Raw genomic sequence first — 13,828 nt, forward strand, 5'->3', positions numbered from 1 at the left:
ATCGCGAGCTTGCGATCGGATCGCGAGCTTGCGATCGGGCCAGTAGAGGTCGGGCGTGTACATGCTTGTCCGCTCTGGGACCGTGTACGGGAGCCGGATCGCCTCATAGTGATCCTCCCAATTAAAGGACGGATCACGAGTGATCAGATCGTGGACGACGTCGGCCTCAAAAGGCGATCGGAAGTTGACGACGAACATGGGGGCAAGCATGGGCACAGGGTATTTACGAGGTGAGCCCCGATTATCCCGATATTAGAGTGGTTTTGCGATAAACAAAGCCACCGGGAGCGAAGCTCTACCGGTGGCTGGTCAGGTGGCGCTGGAGGCTCGACCTTCGATGCGGCGTTCTTTTTGTTTTCTGGGCCGCTTTTTTATTTACGCTCAGGGATCATGTTGGTAGATTGAAGAGGTCGGGAGTCGCTCCCCGGCAAAGATGTAATCTCCAAGAAATCGTCTGACCCGTCCTCTTGTGCCGCACAGCATTCGAGGGCGGGTTTTTTATTTCAAGTCCACTTCAGCTTCCATTCCATGAATTCCTGGTGGCTTCGGAAGTACACCATGCCCGCCTTCTCGTTCAGTGGGTGACGGGTGATCATCACCCAGAGGTCCCGTTCCATGCACCACTTCCGCATGTCAGTGTTCCGTCGCCAGCCCATCTGGTTCAGGTGACGTCCCATTTCGCCCTCGGTTAGCGGCTCTCGGATAGGGAAGTCGTCAAGATCATGATCGTCTGGGTAGACGTCTGGGTTGATCCAATCTCCCCACCGTGTAGTAAAAACGCTCACAGCCACCCTTTAATTTCGACATTCGGAACACAGGTTGGTAGATTGAAGAAGTCGGGAGGTTGTTGGCCCGATGTTTTTTCATTGTCTCAGTTGTTGGTGACCCGCCCGGAGCAATCTGGGCGGGTCTTTCGCGTCTGGTCAAGGTGCCGACCCGACGTTGCGCAGGACCCCGTTCTCGTCGTCCCAGACCGCGCCCGAATTGACGACCTCCCGGTGCTCGATCCTCTTGGTACGCTCCCACGAGTCCCAGACCCGATCACAGAGATCAGCAAGCTCCTGGGACGTGACGCGGGCGATGACCACCGGGCCGATGGCCCTCAGGACCGCTTCGTAGGTCTCGGTATAGGGGCCGACTTTGCTGAGACGGCGGGCGCGGTTGATCTTGATCTGGCTCATGGGTTGCCCTCTCTCAATCTCCGGGTGATGTGGGACCGGTATGCTGCGGCGCTCTGGGGAGTGATGGCACCACCCTCGACAAGCGCTGCGATCTCGCGGTCTGCCTCGATCGCCTCTTCGCGTGTGTAGACCTTGCGGCGGACGATCTCGGAGACCGTCTTGATCCCCAGGCGACGATTGACCGTGCCGCCCCGAACGAACGTCGGCTCGATGGCTGTCTCTGCCCAGGCCTGGAGCTTCTCCGGGTCCTCGATCTCGACGAGGTCCTGGGGCATGCCAAGATGTTGGGCCACCCAGGTCAAGGCGCCGTGGGTCAGACCGATCATCACGACGTCGTCACTCTCGCCCACCGACGCTTCCCAGATGTACCCGGCGGCCAACAGGGTGTTGAGGTTGTAGTCGGCGTCAGGGACGTTTCTCGCGATCCACCGCCATTCGACCGAGTAGTAGTCTCCCGTATGATAGTCACAGTAAGGTGCCTCGTAGGCACCGACGATCATACCCTTGATCGTGTTGAGGTAGGGTTCGACGACCTCGAACCCGGCGTCGAAGTCGTTCGTTGCGATGATTGCCATTGCTTGTCCTCCGCTGTGATCTGAGATCGACGCTTCCACCGATCCGAAATAGTGCAAGCGTTCGGATCGGATATTGGTAAACGGGGATCAGTGGGGGCGGGAGCGGGTGATCGCGCGGGTCTTCCCCTTTCGCCACACGAGGCGCGCCACGTTGTCGGCGACCCATCGGCGCCGGTCATCGAGGTCGACGGGCATCCGGAGATTGCGGATCATCCATGCCTCACCGGCCGGGCTCAGACCGACGCGGGCGTACCCGCCTTCGTGTCGGGGGTACTCGGCCACGAAGCCGATCTTGCAGAGGGCGTGGAGGTTGCGACCGCAGTCGGGTATGTTGGCGTACACCCAGCGATTGGGGACGATCCGGCCACCGTCACCGGCCTCGACCGTGCCGGTGATGAGCCCCAAGAGCGCATTGCGCTGGACATAGGTCAGCCCCCACCACGATGCGTCAGAGACGGGCGGGACGGGGTGGACAGGCATGGGCGAGGGATCGAGCGACATCGAGGTCTCCAGCGCGCAGGGGAGAGACGTCGCCGTGGTCCCCTGCGCTGCCAGGACCCGTGTCGTACCTTCAAACTGCCACGGCGCTGGGCGCCGTCAAGCGGGCGGGTTCGGGGTTGGTAAACGGGGGTCAGCGCGGGCAGCGGCGGTAGACCTCGCGGGTCCGCCCGACCATCGTGATCAGCTTGCCGTCCTGGACGCGCCACGTTGCCCTGTGAGCGTATTCCTCACCTTCCTGGGCACATTGGAGCGTCATCCGCCAAACGCCCGCCTGGGGCCTCGTGGGAGGGATGGAGCATTGCCACTCGTCGGCTTCAGCCTTGGTCGCCGTGATCGTGACCGGTGAGAGGCATCCCGGACCGGGGCGCATCGTCCACGTGCCGACGTAGGCGGGCTCTGCCACCGCAGAGGTGGCTGCGAGGATCAGGGAGAGAGTCAGGGCGATACGGCGCATCGGGGGTCTCAGGGCTGCATGTCTGTGACCGTGCGGCCGTGCGGCCGTGCGGTCCAACACCTATGCGGCCGTGCGGCCGTGTGAAACAAGACAGCCACGGCCGCACCGCCGTGCGATCCTGTGGATACAGTTCCACATGGCCGCACAACCCTTCGAAAGAAAGGTCACACGGCCGTGATCATCTGGTGATGTGCGGTGTTGCGGACGAAGGATCGCACAACGTTGCGGTCATGCGATCCTGGTGTTGTGCGACCGCACAGCCGTGCGTCGGTTACGACTTTGGTGGCGGGGACTTAGCGATACTCAGTTGCTTCTTCCTTCGGAGGTATCCCGCGATGGCGTCGGTCATCATCTCCCGCATCGACAGAGCTTCGGCCAGACCGATTTGCTTCAGAGCGCGGAAGACGTCCGGCTCGACCCACACCGTGATCCCACGCGGATCGTCGGCTGCAACACGCTTTCTGGGGGGACGGATGCGCTTCGACGATACAGTCTGAGGCTTCGATAGGACGACCTCTTCGACGATCTCAGACGACTGTTTCGGGGGCTTCTCAGGGGCAGGGCGGCCGGTGGCGACTTGATCCGTGGCCGCGTCCAGAAGGCTCGGGCGGGCTCTTGCTGGGGTGCTCATGCCGCCTTCTCCGTCATGGTGAGGTTCAGCGTCGCGCACACCCAGGAGAACAGCCCCTCGATCTCTCTCGTCGCCTTGGGATCAGCGCCGACCTCCTGAACGGTCTGGCCCGCGATCAGCGCCCGCTTAAACGCCACCCGCTCGTGGATGTACTCCGGGTAGAGATCGACGCCACGGGCGCGGATGACCTCTTTGGCTTCGTCGACGTCCACACTCGTCGAGGTGCTCACCCCGTTGAGGACCGCAGTCGCGGGCTTACGCGCCATCTCGACAAGGTCCAGCACCGGGGTGAGGGCGTCCAGGTCAAGGATGCTGGCGCGGGCGGGGATCAAGATGTGATCGGCGGCCTTGCATGCCATCAGCGCGGCGCGATCCGCGTGTGGGGCCGAGTCGATGATCAGGAGATCGAGGCCCTCCGAAGCCTTCCGCTTGAGTTCCTCAAGTTGCTCCGCCACCGCCGTGATGACCTCCGGCGGCTGGCCCTTGCGTCGCTGAGACCATTTCCAGGCCGATGCCTGAGGGTCCAGGTCGACGATGGCCGTCATGAGACCAGCCCGCTCAGCCGCGACGGCGAGATGAAGCGACAGGGTAGTGCGGCCGGAGCCGCCTTTTTGGGAAACCAGGGAAAGCGTCTTCATGGCGGCTCCGGGACGGTCGCACGGTTCTGGTTCGGCACGGCCGCACGGCCGCACACCACTGCAAGAGCATACCCGCACATCACAGGGGCATTGCTTAACGGACAGTTAATGCCTTGGCGAGGCGAGCGGTCGAAATGGTACAGGATCGCTCAACTTGGGGATCAACGTCCGGAGAACCTGGATCGAAGTTGATCGCCAAGTTGAGCGTTTTGCTGAAAAACCCAAGCATCGATAATTCGTACAACGAAAAACTGACGGATCGCCAAGACGAGGGCAGGCCGTCATCATGACGATCGGAAATCATCCCCAGAGGGATTCTTGACCTTGCGTCCGCCACGTGCAATCGCTCGGAGCTTGTCCCCAGCCTGTCAACAGGGTGAGGGCGAATCGCATGAGGGTTTGGGTCGTGTCGTAGGGGCAAAAAAGCAGAAAGCCCGGTCTTGGCGGACCGGGCTTGCTGAAACGGGGTCTACGAGATCGGGCAATCAGTATCCCGACTCGTAAACTCCCTTATCTTTGGCGTCAAGACCCTCGTGAGAGGGATCGATGGCGCTTGGCCTTACGGCACCTGTCGGGAGACGGGTCGTGGGAACGGATATCTATGGGCTGCTCCAGGAGCGGCTGACGACGGCATTGGGTGATCTCCCTCGATGCCGGGTGAGGGAGGACGCGGCCAAGATCGGCCTGTTCCTGGCGAGGCTTGCGCCCAGGGACGTGGAGAGCTTCGCGTTCGCGACCACGATCCAGGACCACCCACGCTTCAGGGTCTGGTGCGGGTCGTGCGATTCGAACGGCAAGCCGTGGACGCGACAGCGAATCCGGTCCTGTCGCGATGCCCTGGTGCGGGTCGAATTCATCCTTAAGATGAACGACGACACCGTCTGCTACTTCGTCGAGAACACCAAGACGTTCCGGGACACCCCAAATCATTTTCGGTTCGGCCCCGAGTATGGCTCGATTCTTGCGCCAACCCTCCCGAAAACCCCTTCTGCCGCTTCCTCTTCAGCGCCGGTTCTCCAGGTAGAACCGCCTTCTTCTCCACCCTTATCCCCCGCAATAAGACCCTCAAGGGATATTATCTTAGCTCCGCTTGTCGCGGTGGTTAAGGATCGGGTGATATTTGGGCGTGTAAGGTCCGACATCATTCGCGTCAGGGCTGCAAAACGAGAGGCGGCGCGGGCTCAGCACCACCTCCCGATACCGCTCCCATCGATCCCGACCGCTGCCTTGGCCGGGATGAAGCTGTCGGCCGCCGCTGCCTCGATCTTCAAGCGGCCATGATGGGGACGCCATCAAATGAGCTTGGCACCGACTCGACGATCGCTATGGTCGCCGGATGCCCAGCGCCATTGCCAGAGCCGTCGCCGAAACGATCCGACAGGCGAGGGCGGAGCGGATGCGCGCCAACGAGGCTGAGCGAGCCGCAAGGGATGCCGTCGCCAGGGCTGCGAAGCGGTCCGGGGAGGATCGAGGGGTACCGGGTCGGATCAAGCCCATCGCATCTTGAAGGCCATTGCGCTGACGAGGTCCGGGATCATGATCCATTCGAAGCTATCAGAGACCTCGTAGCCCGGAGCATGCTCGTCGAGCCACTCGAACACGCCATTCTGGATTTCGATGAACTGCCCAATGTTGGCCGTGAGCGAAGCCATGAGGTGCCGAAGGTGTCGCACCTGGAACTGGAAGGGGTGGGTTTCGGAAAGCGTCTTCAGACGGTCGTGCTTCATGAGCATGAGGCGGTTCCGCTGGACCCGCTCCATGTTCTCCCGAGCAACGTATTCCTCGAACGACGTAGCAAAACGGCGATTGTCGCTGTGATCAATACTCATCATGACCGGCATGATGCCGAGCCGACCGCCGTGGCGTCATTATTCTTCGAGGGCTCACGAGAATATGGACGGGGCGATCAGCGGTCCTGCATAGACAATACATCTTCCCCTTTTCGGGGTCGTATCGTTTTGAGGAAAAGACATAGTATGACGACACATTGGATGCCCCGTCAGACGGGCGCCCTGGCAAAGATGCGGGCGGAAATGGCCGCCCGGAAGCTGGCCACCAACGAAACCATCAGCATCACGTCGACCATCGTTGCCCCTGGGCCGGTCCAGGCGCCCGCGCCCGCACCCGTGGTTGAACCGTTGCCTGCCACGACCTGGACCCCAGCACATCACCCGAGCGTCGGTCCGATGATGCCGATCGACATGGTGACCTACGCCGTGGTCGGCGTGATCGACAACGACGACAAGCCTCTGGAGTACACGTGCCAGAAGACCGGCAAGGTCCGGAAGCGCCAGAAGAACCTTCGGTATAAGCTCTCGATCGATGCCTGGGTCCTGCCCGCGCACCACATTCAAAAGAAGAACGGGGGACAGTTCAGCCGGAACGTTCAACTTCGGAAGGCGACGTCGTTCGAGAACAAGATCATCGATGTCAACGAAAGCAAAGGCACCTTCAGCGAGACGTTCGTCCATGAGCTTCGCGACCGCATTGCCCTGAACGATCCAGAGGACCTGTACGGTGTGATCTCGGACCACGATGGCGGCTTCAACTACTTCGAGCGCCAGTACGTCCACGTCACGTTCACCGCCGACGAGGATGGCAACCTGATGCCGGTGGCGACCATCTACGTGGACGGTCAGAAGCTCGTGGCCGATGCCATGACGTCGCTGTTCATCACGCCCAAGCAGAAGGCCATGGGCTTGGTCGCTCAACAGTTCGTCGATCGGTGTGGGTACGCCGCGCGCAGGAAGTCCCAGACGGCTCAGAAGGCCACCAGGACGGCGTCGGGAGGATCGAAGGCATGATCTCGCCCGAAGAACTGAACGCCCTCCTGGACCTCACCCAGGCCAACAAAGAGGCCATCGAAGCCAACACCGCCGAACTGAAGAAGCTCAACGATCGGCTCGATGGACTCCAGGAAGCCGTGATCGAGATCGAGGACGTGGCCAACACCATCACCGCAGAGTTCCGAAACGTCGAGTCCCTGGCGAATACGGTCTATGAAGAGTCGGTTCGCAAAGCCGAGTTCGAACACTATCTCGGAACGAACCATGAGAAGTTCCACCACCTCGGTGGCCTCGTCGCCGAAGTGACCGGCATGGACGTCAAGGACACGCTGATCCCAACTCGGTTTGGTGAACGTGTCGCCAGGATCGAGAACCAGAACAACGAGTTCAAGTCGAGCTACGTCCATCTGCTCGGTCTCATCAGCGACAGCTTGATCGAGGTCAAGGGCCAGATCAGCGACCCGTTCCGGAAGAAGACGGCCCTCGACGACCTGCGTGCCGAGATCGATCAGAGGAAGCGCGGCTTCCAATAGGAACCACGAGCAGTCGAAAGTCATAGATATAGGAGTTCGACTTCGACGAAAAGTCATAGATACTTACAGTAGATATACAGTAGATTCATTGATGCGTTAGCATCTACTGTAAGTAATCTACTGTATATCTATGACTTTTGAAGGAAGGTGAAGGCGCCCAAGCTCGCTTCGCTCGCCCGTGCGCAAATCTCGCGCCCGAAAAACGAGGACAAGCCCTCGTTCTTCGTTCGCTTCGATTTGACGTCTTCGACGTGGATGTCGCGAAAGGAGAAGGTCGCTGATCTCGTGTCGAAGGAAACAAGGTCATCGATCTCGTCGGGAAACAAACAAGATGGCGCGCCTCGTCGGAAGAAGAGAGTGATGTGGACGCTGATCCGGAAGGTCTTAATGGGGCGTGTCATTTTTGCAACACATGCCCACGAGTAAGTAGAGGCATGAAGCACAGCCCCATCCTCATCGCCACCGTCAAGCAAATCCTGATCCGGAACGCTCTACCAATTCCGCCATGGATCGTCGATCAGCCCGTAGGAGAACATGACGGGGAACGTGACGGGAAAGATGAGGACGACGCCGTGCCCAAGATGAGCGAAACGCTCGAACCAAGATGAGCCGACGTTCCCCTGGAGGATGGGGAGACGGTCGCGGTGATGGTCTTACCTGATCGTCGTCGAGGACATCGCCCCAGAGGTCCGTACAGAGGCGTTGATGAGTATCGGCGGCATAGTAGCGGGATCGTGGAGAAGCCTCTGTATGGGCTTGTGGGACGATTGTGGGGACTATCCAGTAGAGAAGAAAGAACGGTTCGTCCTCGCGAGCTTTGATTATGCTCAGATAGAGCATATCGCTGTCGCCGAGGGCAGATGTAACATTGTTACATCATGACCCGGCTGACCTGGGTCGCAGACCACTCACCACCACGCGACGTCTTGATCCCGCGATCGTTCAGCGCTTCGGCGATGCCCTTGAGCGTCGTGATGCCCGATCCCCGGATGTCGTTGATCGAGAGCATGACCCGCGCCTTCATCTCCGATGCACTGGCCTGACGCTTCGCCAGAGAGGCCGCACAGGCGCCTTCGATGTTCGTCCCGCCCAACTTCACCCCACGGGCCTTCAAGGCGCTGAGGGCCTCTCTGGTGCGCACAGAGATGCGCTTGCGCTCGAACTCAGCGAACACACCCATGATTTGCAGCATCGGGGTATCGGCGTGGGGCATATCGCACGCGACGAACTCGGGAGCGACGTGGCGCTTCCCCTTCTTCTCACCCTTGAGGAAGGTCGCGATGTAGGCCAGATCACGGCTCAGGCGGTCGAGCTTCGCCACGATGAGGATGGCCTTGTGCTTCGAGGCCGCAGCACGGGCCTTGAGAAGCTCGGGACGATCATCGTCGCCACCCGAGCCGACCTCGACGAACTCACCGACCAGCTTCCCACCCTTGGCCTGGACGTGAGCCATGATGGCCGCGTCCTGGGCTTCGAGGCCAAGACCCGAGATGCCTTGATCTTCGTGAGAAACGCGCCGGTAGGAAACAAAGCTCAGGGACATGTGCTCAACTCCGCCTGTGAACACATTTGCTCACGACCGTTTGCAAATGTCAACGGGCCTTTCCGAGGTATTCCAAGCACAGGCGGACGCGCGAGGCCAACACTCGACAGCAATGTCAAGGTAAAGATGGCGTTTACCTTACCGCACCCACATGACGGGCCAATGTCCGCCCAATGTCCGGATGAATTCCGAAAAGATCAGGAACAGATCACGACACGAGTCTATCGCGTCGCAACGAAGCACAGCCGCAGTATTGATGAAGTACAGATGGGGCAGGGGAGGCGTAAGTATTTGAAATAATTCAGTCAATGAGCCTCCCTATGCCCAAGGTATTCTTTTTTCGGAATTGTCAAGACCCCCGATCGACCTTTCGGGGAGTTTAGTAAACGCGGGCCAGCGATCGATTTGGCAAATCGTCTCCACGAACCTCCCCCAACGCTCTGACACCCCTGGGCCGAAACGTCCCAAAAAAGATATCGACCCCCTTTCCATCGACCGTCTACCCAGGTTCCATCACGTACTTCAATGGAACCATGTCCAATACCCCCGCCTACAAGCATCCCCTCTACGTTACATGGAGAATGATGCGACGCCGCTGCCAAACACCGAACAGCGATGGATACGAAAGCTACGGCGGCCGTGGTATCACGGTCTGTGACCGCTGGAGCAACGATTTCTGGACCTTCGTCGAGGATGTTTCCCCCAAGCCCGGCCCAGAGTATACCCTTGACCGTCGCAATAACGATGGAAACTACTGTCCTGAAAACTGTCGCTGGGCCACCCGTGAAGAACAGGCCGCAAACCGTCGCGACACCGTCCGGGTGACCCTGAACGGTGAAGAACGGTGCCTGACCGCTTGGGCGCTCATCTTCGGAGTCCGCCAACAGACCGTCGAAAAGAGGATGCGTGAACAGGGCATGGGAGCCCTTGGCGCCCTCTACCTCCCGGTCGGTCGATGCGGCGCCAGGAAGAGGAAGCTCGACCCCATCGTCGCAGAGATCGCTGCCTTCTACGCCGCCTGATCCTCTACTCGCCGTTTACCACCCTCAGGCGTATCGCTTCACGGGATTCCCCGCTCGTGAGAATCTCTCCGGATCATCATCTGAGAGAGACCATGACCAGGATCATCACAACCATCGCGGCGACCCTTCTTCTGACCGTGTCGGCCGCCGCCATGGACGCAGAGACCAGACGGCTCCAGAACCGTATCGACAAGCTTGAGCAGAGCGTTCGGGAAGCAAAGCGCGATGCCGAGTTCCAGGAATTCGTCCGCCAATCCGAGTACGACTACGAGGTATCCTCCGCCAGGACGAAGGCGGAGATCGAACGCAGACGCCCCCGCTCGATCACCGTCATCGACGCCACGACCGGCGAAGCATCCTTTCTGACGATCCAGGGGTACTGACCCAAGAAAAAGGCCCAGGGGATGATCCTCTGGGCCTTCGTCGTTCAGCGAATGAGACCTCGCTTCATCATAGCGTCGTTCGCTTCGCGAAAATCGTCTCGCTCGAAAAGGCCCCACCTTACCAAGACCTTGTCGATCCGGATGACGTCGCCATTCGGTGAATGCACCGAGGCCAGAAGATCGAAGTGCTCTGCCTTGACAACCGCGAACTTCATTTTCGGATCGCCTATCATCCGATCATAGATTTCGTCTTCAACCTCGTCGAGGGTGATGCCGTCCCGGAGAAAACAAAGGTCGTGAACGGTGAAGTACGTCACCGGACGATCCTCTCCGCCTTCAACTTCGACGCAATGGCCTCTGCAAGCTCCTGGACGGCCTCAGGATCGGCTTCGACGTTGATCTTGGTACCAGAGGCCAGGGAAACCGTTGCTTCGGCCTGGAGGTCATCTCTGATCACCTGGGCGATGGTCTCGACGAGGTCGGGGCCGTACACCTTCGACACAGGGATGGTCTTCGCTGCCTGGAAAAGCGCCTCGACATAGTTGTCGCTGTGCCACTTGGCGCTTTCCGCGTGCTTGGCGGCTTCACGGGTCTTCTCGTCTTCCTGGACTTTCTGGACCACGGTAACGAGGCCGGTCAGGATTTCTTCGATGGTGTTGAGGTTCATTTGCAAAGGCTTTCGTACTTGGAAAAGGTCTCAATAAGCTCCTGGATCATGGCAACCGCGTCGTCGACTGTGTCGGTGCCGTACTCCAGGTTCAGTGCCGCGAAGATCGCTTTCAGGTCTATCTCGCGTTGCATCCTCAAGGTGATGAGGGCCGCCACCGACCTTTCGGTGGTGGCGGTCCCGGCGGCGTTGTGGGCGTTGATCACGATTGCCGATCCACGATGAGGGCGATGTCCCGGTAGGACGTGATCACGCGATTGATCATCCCTTCGTCCTCTTCGGGCGCCAGTTCTTTGGAAAGCGTCTTGTGGGCGCGACGGGAAAGGACGACGGCCTCTGTCTTGATCTTCCGCCGGGCTCGGCTGCCGATGTGGGAGATCAACTCGTTTTCTGAGAGAGACGCCGCATCACGCAGCACAAGCGTAGACGGCGAGTTGAGAAGGTCGGCCCGAAGGGCTTCGAGGTGCTTTTCTTCGATCAGGGCCATCATGCGTCCCGAGGATCGAAGGGGAAGACTTTGACGGTACCCCACGAGGTGACGATCTGTTCGATCGAGCCATCGATCCTGCGATCGAAGTTTTCCAGGATCGCGGCAAGCTCATCAGCTTTGGCAGCGTCGTCGGGCAGATCGAGGACGTCATTGATGCGATCGATCAACGCGTTCTTCCGCGCCTGTTTCTGCCAATTCGCAAAGGTCTTGAAAGTAACGTGGATTTCTCGGACTTCGATGTTTGCATTGAAGGCGTTCGTGACGATACCGTCGACGTCGTTGATGTCGAGGTCGTCGTACCCGGTCAGGTTCAAAGTTGCGGGGATCATGTTCACAGGGTCTCAGGAATGAGGTTGAGGTAGTTCAGCGACTTCGTCGCAGTGAAATCAGTCACTTCTTTGCTCTCTGGGCGTCGGCAATGGCTTCTTCCATGCTCATGCCATGCTTTGCCATACGGTAGCTCAGACCTGGAGACGACAATCCCAGACGATTGGCGTGACCGTGACAGGTCATGTTGTAACCGTCGATATTATAGTGTTTCCACCTCGACGACTTTTGAATTGGCCTCGCAATGGCGTCTTCGATCGGCCACCCCATCGTCGCGCGATTTCGGATCAGTTGGGATGTGATGCCGTATTCTTCGGCCCATTCACACAAGAGCTTCGTTTCGCCGAAGGCCGTGATCCAGCGATTGGACCTAATGTTCCGACTCTGGGTCTGTCTGGAGGCCCAACGCACGTTTCCGGGCTCGTACCCTTTACTATTGTCGATCCTGTCCAGGGTCAGTGAAGGATCAGGCTTTCGACCGACGTCCGTGAGGAACTGGTCGAAGTTATCGACCCACTCAGCACAGACCCAGATACCGCGTTCGCCGTAGTCCTTGTACTGCTTGTGCTTGGGATTGAAACAACGGTGATGCATGTTGATGAAAGCGTCGTACTCGACGTCTCTTGGTTTCGGATTGCGTTGGGCCATAACCATATTTACGGCTATGAGCTTCAAAACCTCAATATAAGAGTGAATTCTGAGCTTTTCCGCGCAGGGTAAATACCAGACGGTCCTTGGGACCATCTCAAACCTTTGAAACCCTGCCTGGAGCCGCATGACTATCGAAACCGCAGACTGGATCGCCGACCTCGACCCCACCAATCCGCCCCAGGGCGACCCGATCGCTGAAGGTCCGGGTCACATCCGCCTCATCAAGGGAAAGCTTGTCGCGACTTTCCCCGCGCTCGGTGGACCGGTCACTTCGACCCACACCGACCTCAACAACCCGCTCATGAAGACGCCCCGCACGGCTGACGGCGTGCCGATCTACACGACGAGCGGCGCCGACACCCTGGTCTTGTCTGCTTTCGGCAAGGGCCTTCTGACGGGCACCCTGGAGACCCTCGCGACGAGCCTGGGAACAGGCAACTTCGCGCTGAAGAGCGGCGGTACCCTGACCGGCGCCCTCACGGTTCCCCGTCTCAACGTCGGGAGCGAAGCATACGCCCTCTACGTGGACGGCGCTGGGAACCCTCATCTCGACTTTGCTTCGGGCCACTCGATCGTCGTCGACGTCGCGAACAAGTCGATGAACTTCTACACCAACGGCGTCCTCCAGATGCTGCTCACGAAGGATGGTGATCTCAAGCTTCGTGGCAACGTGACCGCGAGGGCTTTCTAAGATGACGATCCCTTGCTCTGGTCCGATCAGCCTCACCGACATCGCCAGCGAGTTCGGCGTGTCGCTGACCAACATCTCCCTGACGGACTTCTATCGCGGGGGCGCCCACGTCCCTGCCTCGATCACGCAGGTCCCGGCCTCCGGCGCCATCTCGATCGAGGATTTCAGATGCGTGTCCAACACGTCGGCCGGTGAAATCCGCTTCGACGTCGCCGGAACCTATAATTGGCTTTGTCCGACCTACACCAAGCTCTACTGCGAAGCCGTGGGCGGCTCCGGTGGTCCCGGCTCTTCTGTCTATGACGGCGGGAGCACGGTCGCGAGCGGTGTCAACGGCTTCGACGGGAAGAACTCGTCTTTGGGTGAGAATGTCATCACCGGGGGCGGCGGAGGCGGCGGTGGCGGTGGCCAGGGCGGCAGATACCCCGCCAATGCCCGTACAGGGGTCACAGGGCCTCTCGGTGGCGCTTCAGGTGGCGATACCAACGTTTTCGGCGGCGGCCTTCCTGGGGGCGCTGGAGCGTGCTTTTTCGGCGACTGCCGTGGCCAGGGCGGTGCCGGTGGCGCATCGGGCAAGGCGACCGTCAACTGGAAGATCGGCGACGTTGCCATCCCCAATTCGCGCGGACCGGCTCCGATCCCCGGTCAGACCTACACAGTCATCGTCGGCGACGGTGGTGAGCCGGGAAGCAACGGCATCGCAGCGGTCGGCACGAAGGGTGCGGTCGGTTTCGTTTTCTTGAAGTGGTCGTAAG

22 protein-coding genes are annotated in these 13,828 nt (G+C 59.7%); 8 read left to right on the top strand and 14 right to left on the bottom strand.

The window, feature by feature from the left end:
- The 6 genes from ASG59_RS21085 to ASG59_RS08825 form a co-directional block, all read right to left on the bottom strand.
- Nucleotides 1-198: hypothetical protein (locus ASG59_RS21085; protein ID WP_210168507.1), on the bottom strand; the 198-nt coding region annotated here is incomplete at its 3' end.
- A 725-nt stretch (nt 199-923) separates the two neighbouring features.
- Nucleotides 924-1,181, bottom strand: coding sequence for a hypothetical protein (locus ASG59_RS08805; protein ID WP_056408318.1), 258 nt, complete (start codon nt 1,179-1,181; stop codon nt 924-926).
- Complete coding sequence (locus tag ASG59_RS08810; RefSeq protein WP_056408320.1) at nt 1,178-1,756, bottom strand: hypothetical protein; 579 nt, start codon at nt 1,754-1,756, stop codon at nt 1,178-1,180. Before ASG59_RS08810 ends, ASG59_RS08805 begins: the two co-directional genes overlap by 4 nt.
- A gap of 87 nt (nt 1,757-1,843) precedes the next feature.
- Complete coding sequence (locus ASG59_RS08815) at nt 1,844-2,257, bottom strand: hypothetical protein (protein WP_156399173.1); 414 nt, start codon at nt 2,255-2,257, stop codon at nt 1,844-1,846.
- Between the two features lie 725 nt (nt 2,258-2,982).
- The gene (locus tag ASG59_RS20430) at nt 2,983-3,342 is read right to left on the bottom strand and encodes a hypothetical protein (protein ID WP_156399174.1); all 360 of its coding nucleotides are present in this window, start codon (nt 3,340-3,342) and stop codon (nt 2,983-2,985) included.
- A complete protein-coding gene (locus ASG59_RS08825; RefSeq protein WP_082528697.1) occupies nt 3,339-3,980 on the bottom strand; it encodes a ParA family protein in 642 nt (213 codons plus the stop codon). The genes ASG59_RS20430 and ASG59_RS08825 overlap by 4 nt, the downstream gene beginning before the upstream one ends.
- A 585-nt stretch (nt 3,981-4,565) precedes the next feature.
- On the opposite strand from ASG59_RS08825, the gene ASG59_RS20435 reads away from it, so the two are divergent.
- Nucleotides 4,566-5,261, top strand: a complete 696-nt coding sequence (locus ASG59_RS20435) for a hypothetical protein (protein WP_156399175.1) — start codon at nt 4,566-4,568, stop codon at nt 5,259-5,261.
- Nucleotides 5,262-5,467: 206 nt separating this feature from the next.
- On the opposite strand, the gene ASG59_RS08830 is transcribed toward ASG59_RS20435, so the two are convergent.
- Nucleotides 5,468-5,821: a hypothetical protein gene (locus tag ASG59_RS08830; protein ID WP_056408328.1), complete on the bottom strand. Its 354-nt coding sequence runs from the start codon at nt 5,819-5,821 to the stop codon at nt 5,468-5,470.
- 150 nt (nt 5,822-5,971) lie between these two features.
- Between ASG59_RS08830 and ASG59_RS08835 the strand changes: the two genes are divergently transcribed.
- From ASG59_RS08835 to ASG59_RS20440, 3 genes are all read left to right on the top strand, one after another.
- On the top strand, nt 5,972-6,784 hold the full coding sequence (locus tag ASG59_RS08835; RefSeq protein ID WP_156399176.1) for a hypothetical protein: 813 nt from the start codon (nt 5,972-5,974) through the stop codon (nt 6,782-6,784).
- On the top strand, nt 6,781-7,299 hold the full coding sequence (locus ASG59_RS08840) for a hypothetical protein (RefSeq protein ID WP_056408333.1): 519 nt from the start codon (nt 6,781-6,783) through the stop codon (nt 7,297-7,299). Before ASG59_RS08835 ends, ASG59_RS08840 begins: the two co-directional genes overlap by 4 nt.
- 434 nt (nt 7,300-7,733) lie before the next feature.
- Nucleotides 7,734-7,907, top strand: a complete 174-nt coding sequence (locus ASG59_RS20440; protein WP_156399177.1) for a hypothetical protein — start codon at nt 7,734-7,736, stop codon at nt 7,905-7,907.
- Nucleotides 7,908-8,170: 263 nt separating this feature from the next.
- On the opposite strand, the gene ASG59_RS08850 is transcribed toward ASG59_RS20440, so the two are convergent.
- Nucleotides 8,171-8,842: a recombinase family protein gene (locus tag ASG59_RS08850; protein ID WP_082528698.1), complete on the bottom strand. Its 672-nt coding sequence runs from the start codon at nt 8,840-8,842 to the stop codon at nt 8,171-8,173.
- A gap of 533 nt (nt 8,843-9,375) precedes the next feature.
- On the opposite strand from ASG59_RS08850, the gene ASG59_RS20445 reads away from it, so the two are divergent.
- Nucleotides 9,376-9,864, top strand: a complete 489-nt coding sequence (locus ASG59_RS20445; RefSeq protein ID WP_156399178.1) for a hypothetical protein — start codon at nt 9,376-9,378, stop codon at nt 9,862-9,864.
- Nucleotides 9,865-9,956: 92 nt separating this feature from the next.
- Nucleotides 9,957-10,247, top strand: coding sequence for a hypothetical protein (locus ASG59_RS08860; protein WP_056408345.1), 291 nt, complete (start codon nt 9,957-9,959; stop codon nt 10,245-10,247).
- A 44-nt stretch (nt 10,248-10,291) separates the two neighbouring features.
- Here ASG59_RS08860 and ASG59_RS08865 read toward each other — a convergent pair whose 3' ends face one another.
- The 6 genes from ASG59_RS08865 to ASG59_RS20450 are packed head-to-tail and all read right to left on the bottom strand — an operon-like array spanning nt 10,292 to nt 12,508.
- A complete protein-coding gene (locus ASG59_RS08865) occupies nt 10,292-10,564 on the bottom strand; it encodes a hypothetical protein (protein WP_056408348.1) in 273 nt (90 codons plus the stop codon).
- Nucleotides 10,561-10,914: a hypothetical protein gene (locus ASG59_RS08870; protein WP_056408351.1), complete on the bottom strand. Its 354-nt coding sequence runs from the start codon at nt 10,912-10,914 to the stop codon at nt 10,561-10,563. Before ASG59_RS08870 ends, ASG59_RS08865 begins: the two co-directional genes overlap by 4 nt.
- A complete protein-coding gene (locus ASG59_RS08875) occupies nt 10,911-11,120 on the bottom strand; it encodes a hypothetical protein (RefSeq protein ID WP_056408353.1) in 210 nt (69 codons plus the stop codon). Before ASG59_RS08875 ends, ASG59_RS08870 begins: the two co-directional genes overlap by 4 nt.
- Complete coding sequence (locus tag ASG59_RS08880) at nt 11,117-11,404, bottom strand: hypothetical protein (RefSeq protein ID WP_056408356.1); 288 nt, start codon at nt 11,402-11,404, stop codon at nt 11,117-11,119. The genes ASG59_RS08875 and ASG59_RS08880 overlap by 4 nt, the downstream gene beginning before the upstream one ends.
- Nucleotides 11,401-11,739 carry a hypothetical protein gene (locus ASG59_RS08885; RefSeq protein ID WP_156399179.1) on the bottom strand — a complete coding sequence of 113 codons (339 nt, stop codon included), beginning with the start codon at nt 11,737-11,739 and terminating at the stop codon, nt 11,401-11,403. Before ASG59_RS08885 ends, ASG59_RS08880 begins: the two co-directional genes overlap by 4 nt.
- Nucleotides 11,740-11,794: 55 nt before the next feature.
- A complete protein-coding gene (locus ASG59_RS20450; protein WP_162245439.1) occupies nt 11,795-12,508 on the bottom strand; it encodes a hypothetical protein in 714 nt (237 codons plus the stop codon).
- Here ASG59_RS20450 and ASG59_RS08890 point away from each other — a divergent pair.
- Both ASG59_RS08890 and ASG59_RS08895 read left to right on the top strand, forming a co-directional pair.
- The gene (locus tag ASG59_RS08890) at nt 12,507-13,073 is read left to right on the top strand and encodes a hypothetical protein (RefSeq protein ID WP_056408363.1); all 567 of its coding nucleotides are present in this window, start codon (nt 12,507-12,509) and stop codon (nt 13,071-13,073) included. The genes ASG59_RS20450 and ASG59_RS08890 overlap by 2 nt on opposite strands.
- Before the next feature lies 1 nt (nt 13,074).
- Nucleotides 13,075-13,827, top strand: a complete 753-nt coding sequence (locus tag ASG59_RS08895) for a hypothetical protein (RefSeq protein WP_056408365.1) — start codon at nt 13,075-13,077, stop codon at nt 13,825-13,827.
- The last annotated feature ends 1 nt before the right edge of the window (nt 13,828 follow it).

The organism is Methylobacterium sp. Leaf466 (assembly GCF_001425565.1).
Classification (GTDB): domain Bacteria; phylum Pseudomonadota; class Alphaproteobacteria; order Rhizobiales; family Beijerinckiaceae; genus Methylobacterium.

What these genes read in the sequence shown, in the direction of transcription:
- ASG59_RS08895 (WP_056408365.1), top strand. Translation starts at nt 13,075, where the DNA reads ATGACGATCCCTTGCTCTGGTCCGATCAGCCTCACCGACATCGCCAGC.
- ASG59_RS20430 (WP_156399174.1), bottom strand. Translation starts at nt 3,342, where the DNA reads ATGAGCACCCCAGCAAGAGCCCGCCCGAGCCTTCTGGACGCGGCCACG.
- ASG59_RS08890 (WP_056408363.1), top strand. Translation starts at nt 12,507, where the DNA reads ATGACTATCGAAACCGCAGACTGGATCGCCGACCTCGACCCCACCAAT.
- ASG59_RS08805 (WP_056408318.1), bottom strand. Translation starts at nt 1,181, where the DNA reads ATGAGCCAGATCAAGATCAACCGCGCCCGCCGTCTCAGCAAAGTCGGC.
- ASG59_RS20440 (WP_156399177.1), top strand. Translation starts at nt 7,734, where the DNA reads ATGAAGCACAGCCCCATCCTCATCGCCACCGTCAAGCAAATCCTGATC.
- ASG59_RS20450 (WP_162245439.1), bottom strand. Translation starts at nt 12,508, where the DNA reads ATGCGGCTCCAGGCAGGGTTTCAAAGGTTTGAGATGGTCCCAAGGACC.
- ASG59_RS08880 (WP_056408356.1), bottom strand. Translation starts at nt 11,404, where the DNA reads ATGATGGCCCTGATCGAAGAAAAGCACCTCGAAGCCCTTCGGGCCGAC.
- ASG59_RS08815 (WP_156399173.1), bottom strand. Translation starts at nt 2,257, where the DNA reads ATGTCGCTCGATCCCTCGCCCATGCCTGTCCACCCCGTCCCGCCCGTC.
- ASG59_RS08810 (WP_056408320.1), bottom strand. Translation starts at nt 1,756, where the DNA reads ATGGCAATCATCGCAACGAACGACTTCGACGCCGGGTTCGAGGTCGTC.
- ASG59_RS08860 (WP_056408345.1), top strand. Translation starts at nt 9,957, where the DNA reads ATGACCAGGATCATCACAACCATCGCGGCGACCCTTCTTCTGACCGTG.
- ASG59_RS08835 (WP_156399176.1), top strand. Translation starts at nt 5,972, where the DNA reads ATGCCCCGTCAGACGGGCGCCCTGGCAAAGATGCGGGCGGAAATGGCC.
- ASG59_RS08825 (WP_082528697.1), bottom strand. Translation starts at nt 3,980, where the DNA reads ATGAAGACGCTTTCCCTGGTTTCCCAAAAAGGCGGCTCCGGCCGCACT.
- ASG59_RS08850 (WP_082528698.1), bottom strand. Translation starts at nt 8,842, where the DNA reads ATGTCCCTGAGCTTTGTTTCCTACCGGCGCGTTTCTCACGAAGATCAA.
- ASG59_RS08830 (WP_056408328.1), bottom strand. Translation starts at nt 5,821, where the DNA reads ATGCCGGTCATGATGAGTATTGATCACAGCGACAATCGCCGTTTTGCT.
- ASG59_RS08840 (WP_056408333.1), top strand. Translation starts at nt 6,781, where the DNA reads ATGATCTCGCCCGAAGAACTGAACGCCCTCCTGGACCTCACCCAGGCC.
- ASG59_RS20445 (WP_156399178.1), top strand. Translation starts at nt 9,376, where the DNA reads ATGTCCAATACCCCCGCCTACAAGCATCCCCTCTACGTTACATGGAGA.
- ASG59_RS08870 (WP_056408351.1), bottom strand. Translation starts at nt 10,914, where the DNA reads ATGAACCTCAACACCATCGAAGAAATCCTGACCGGCCTCGTTACCGTG.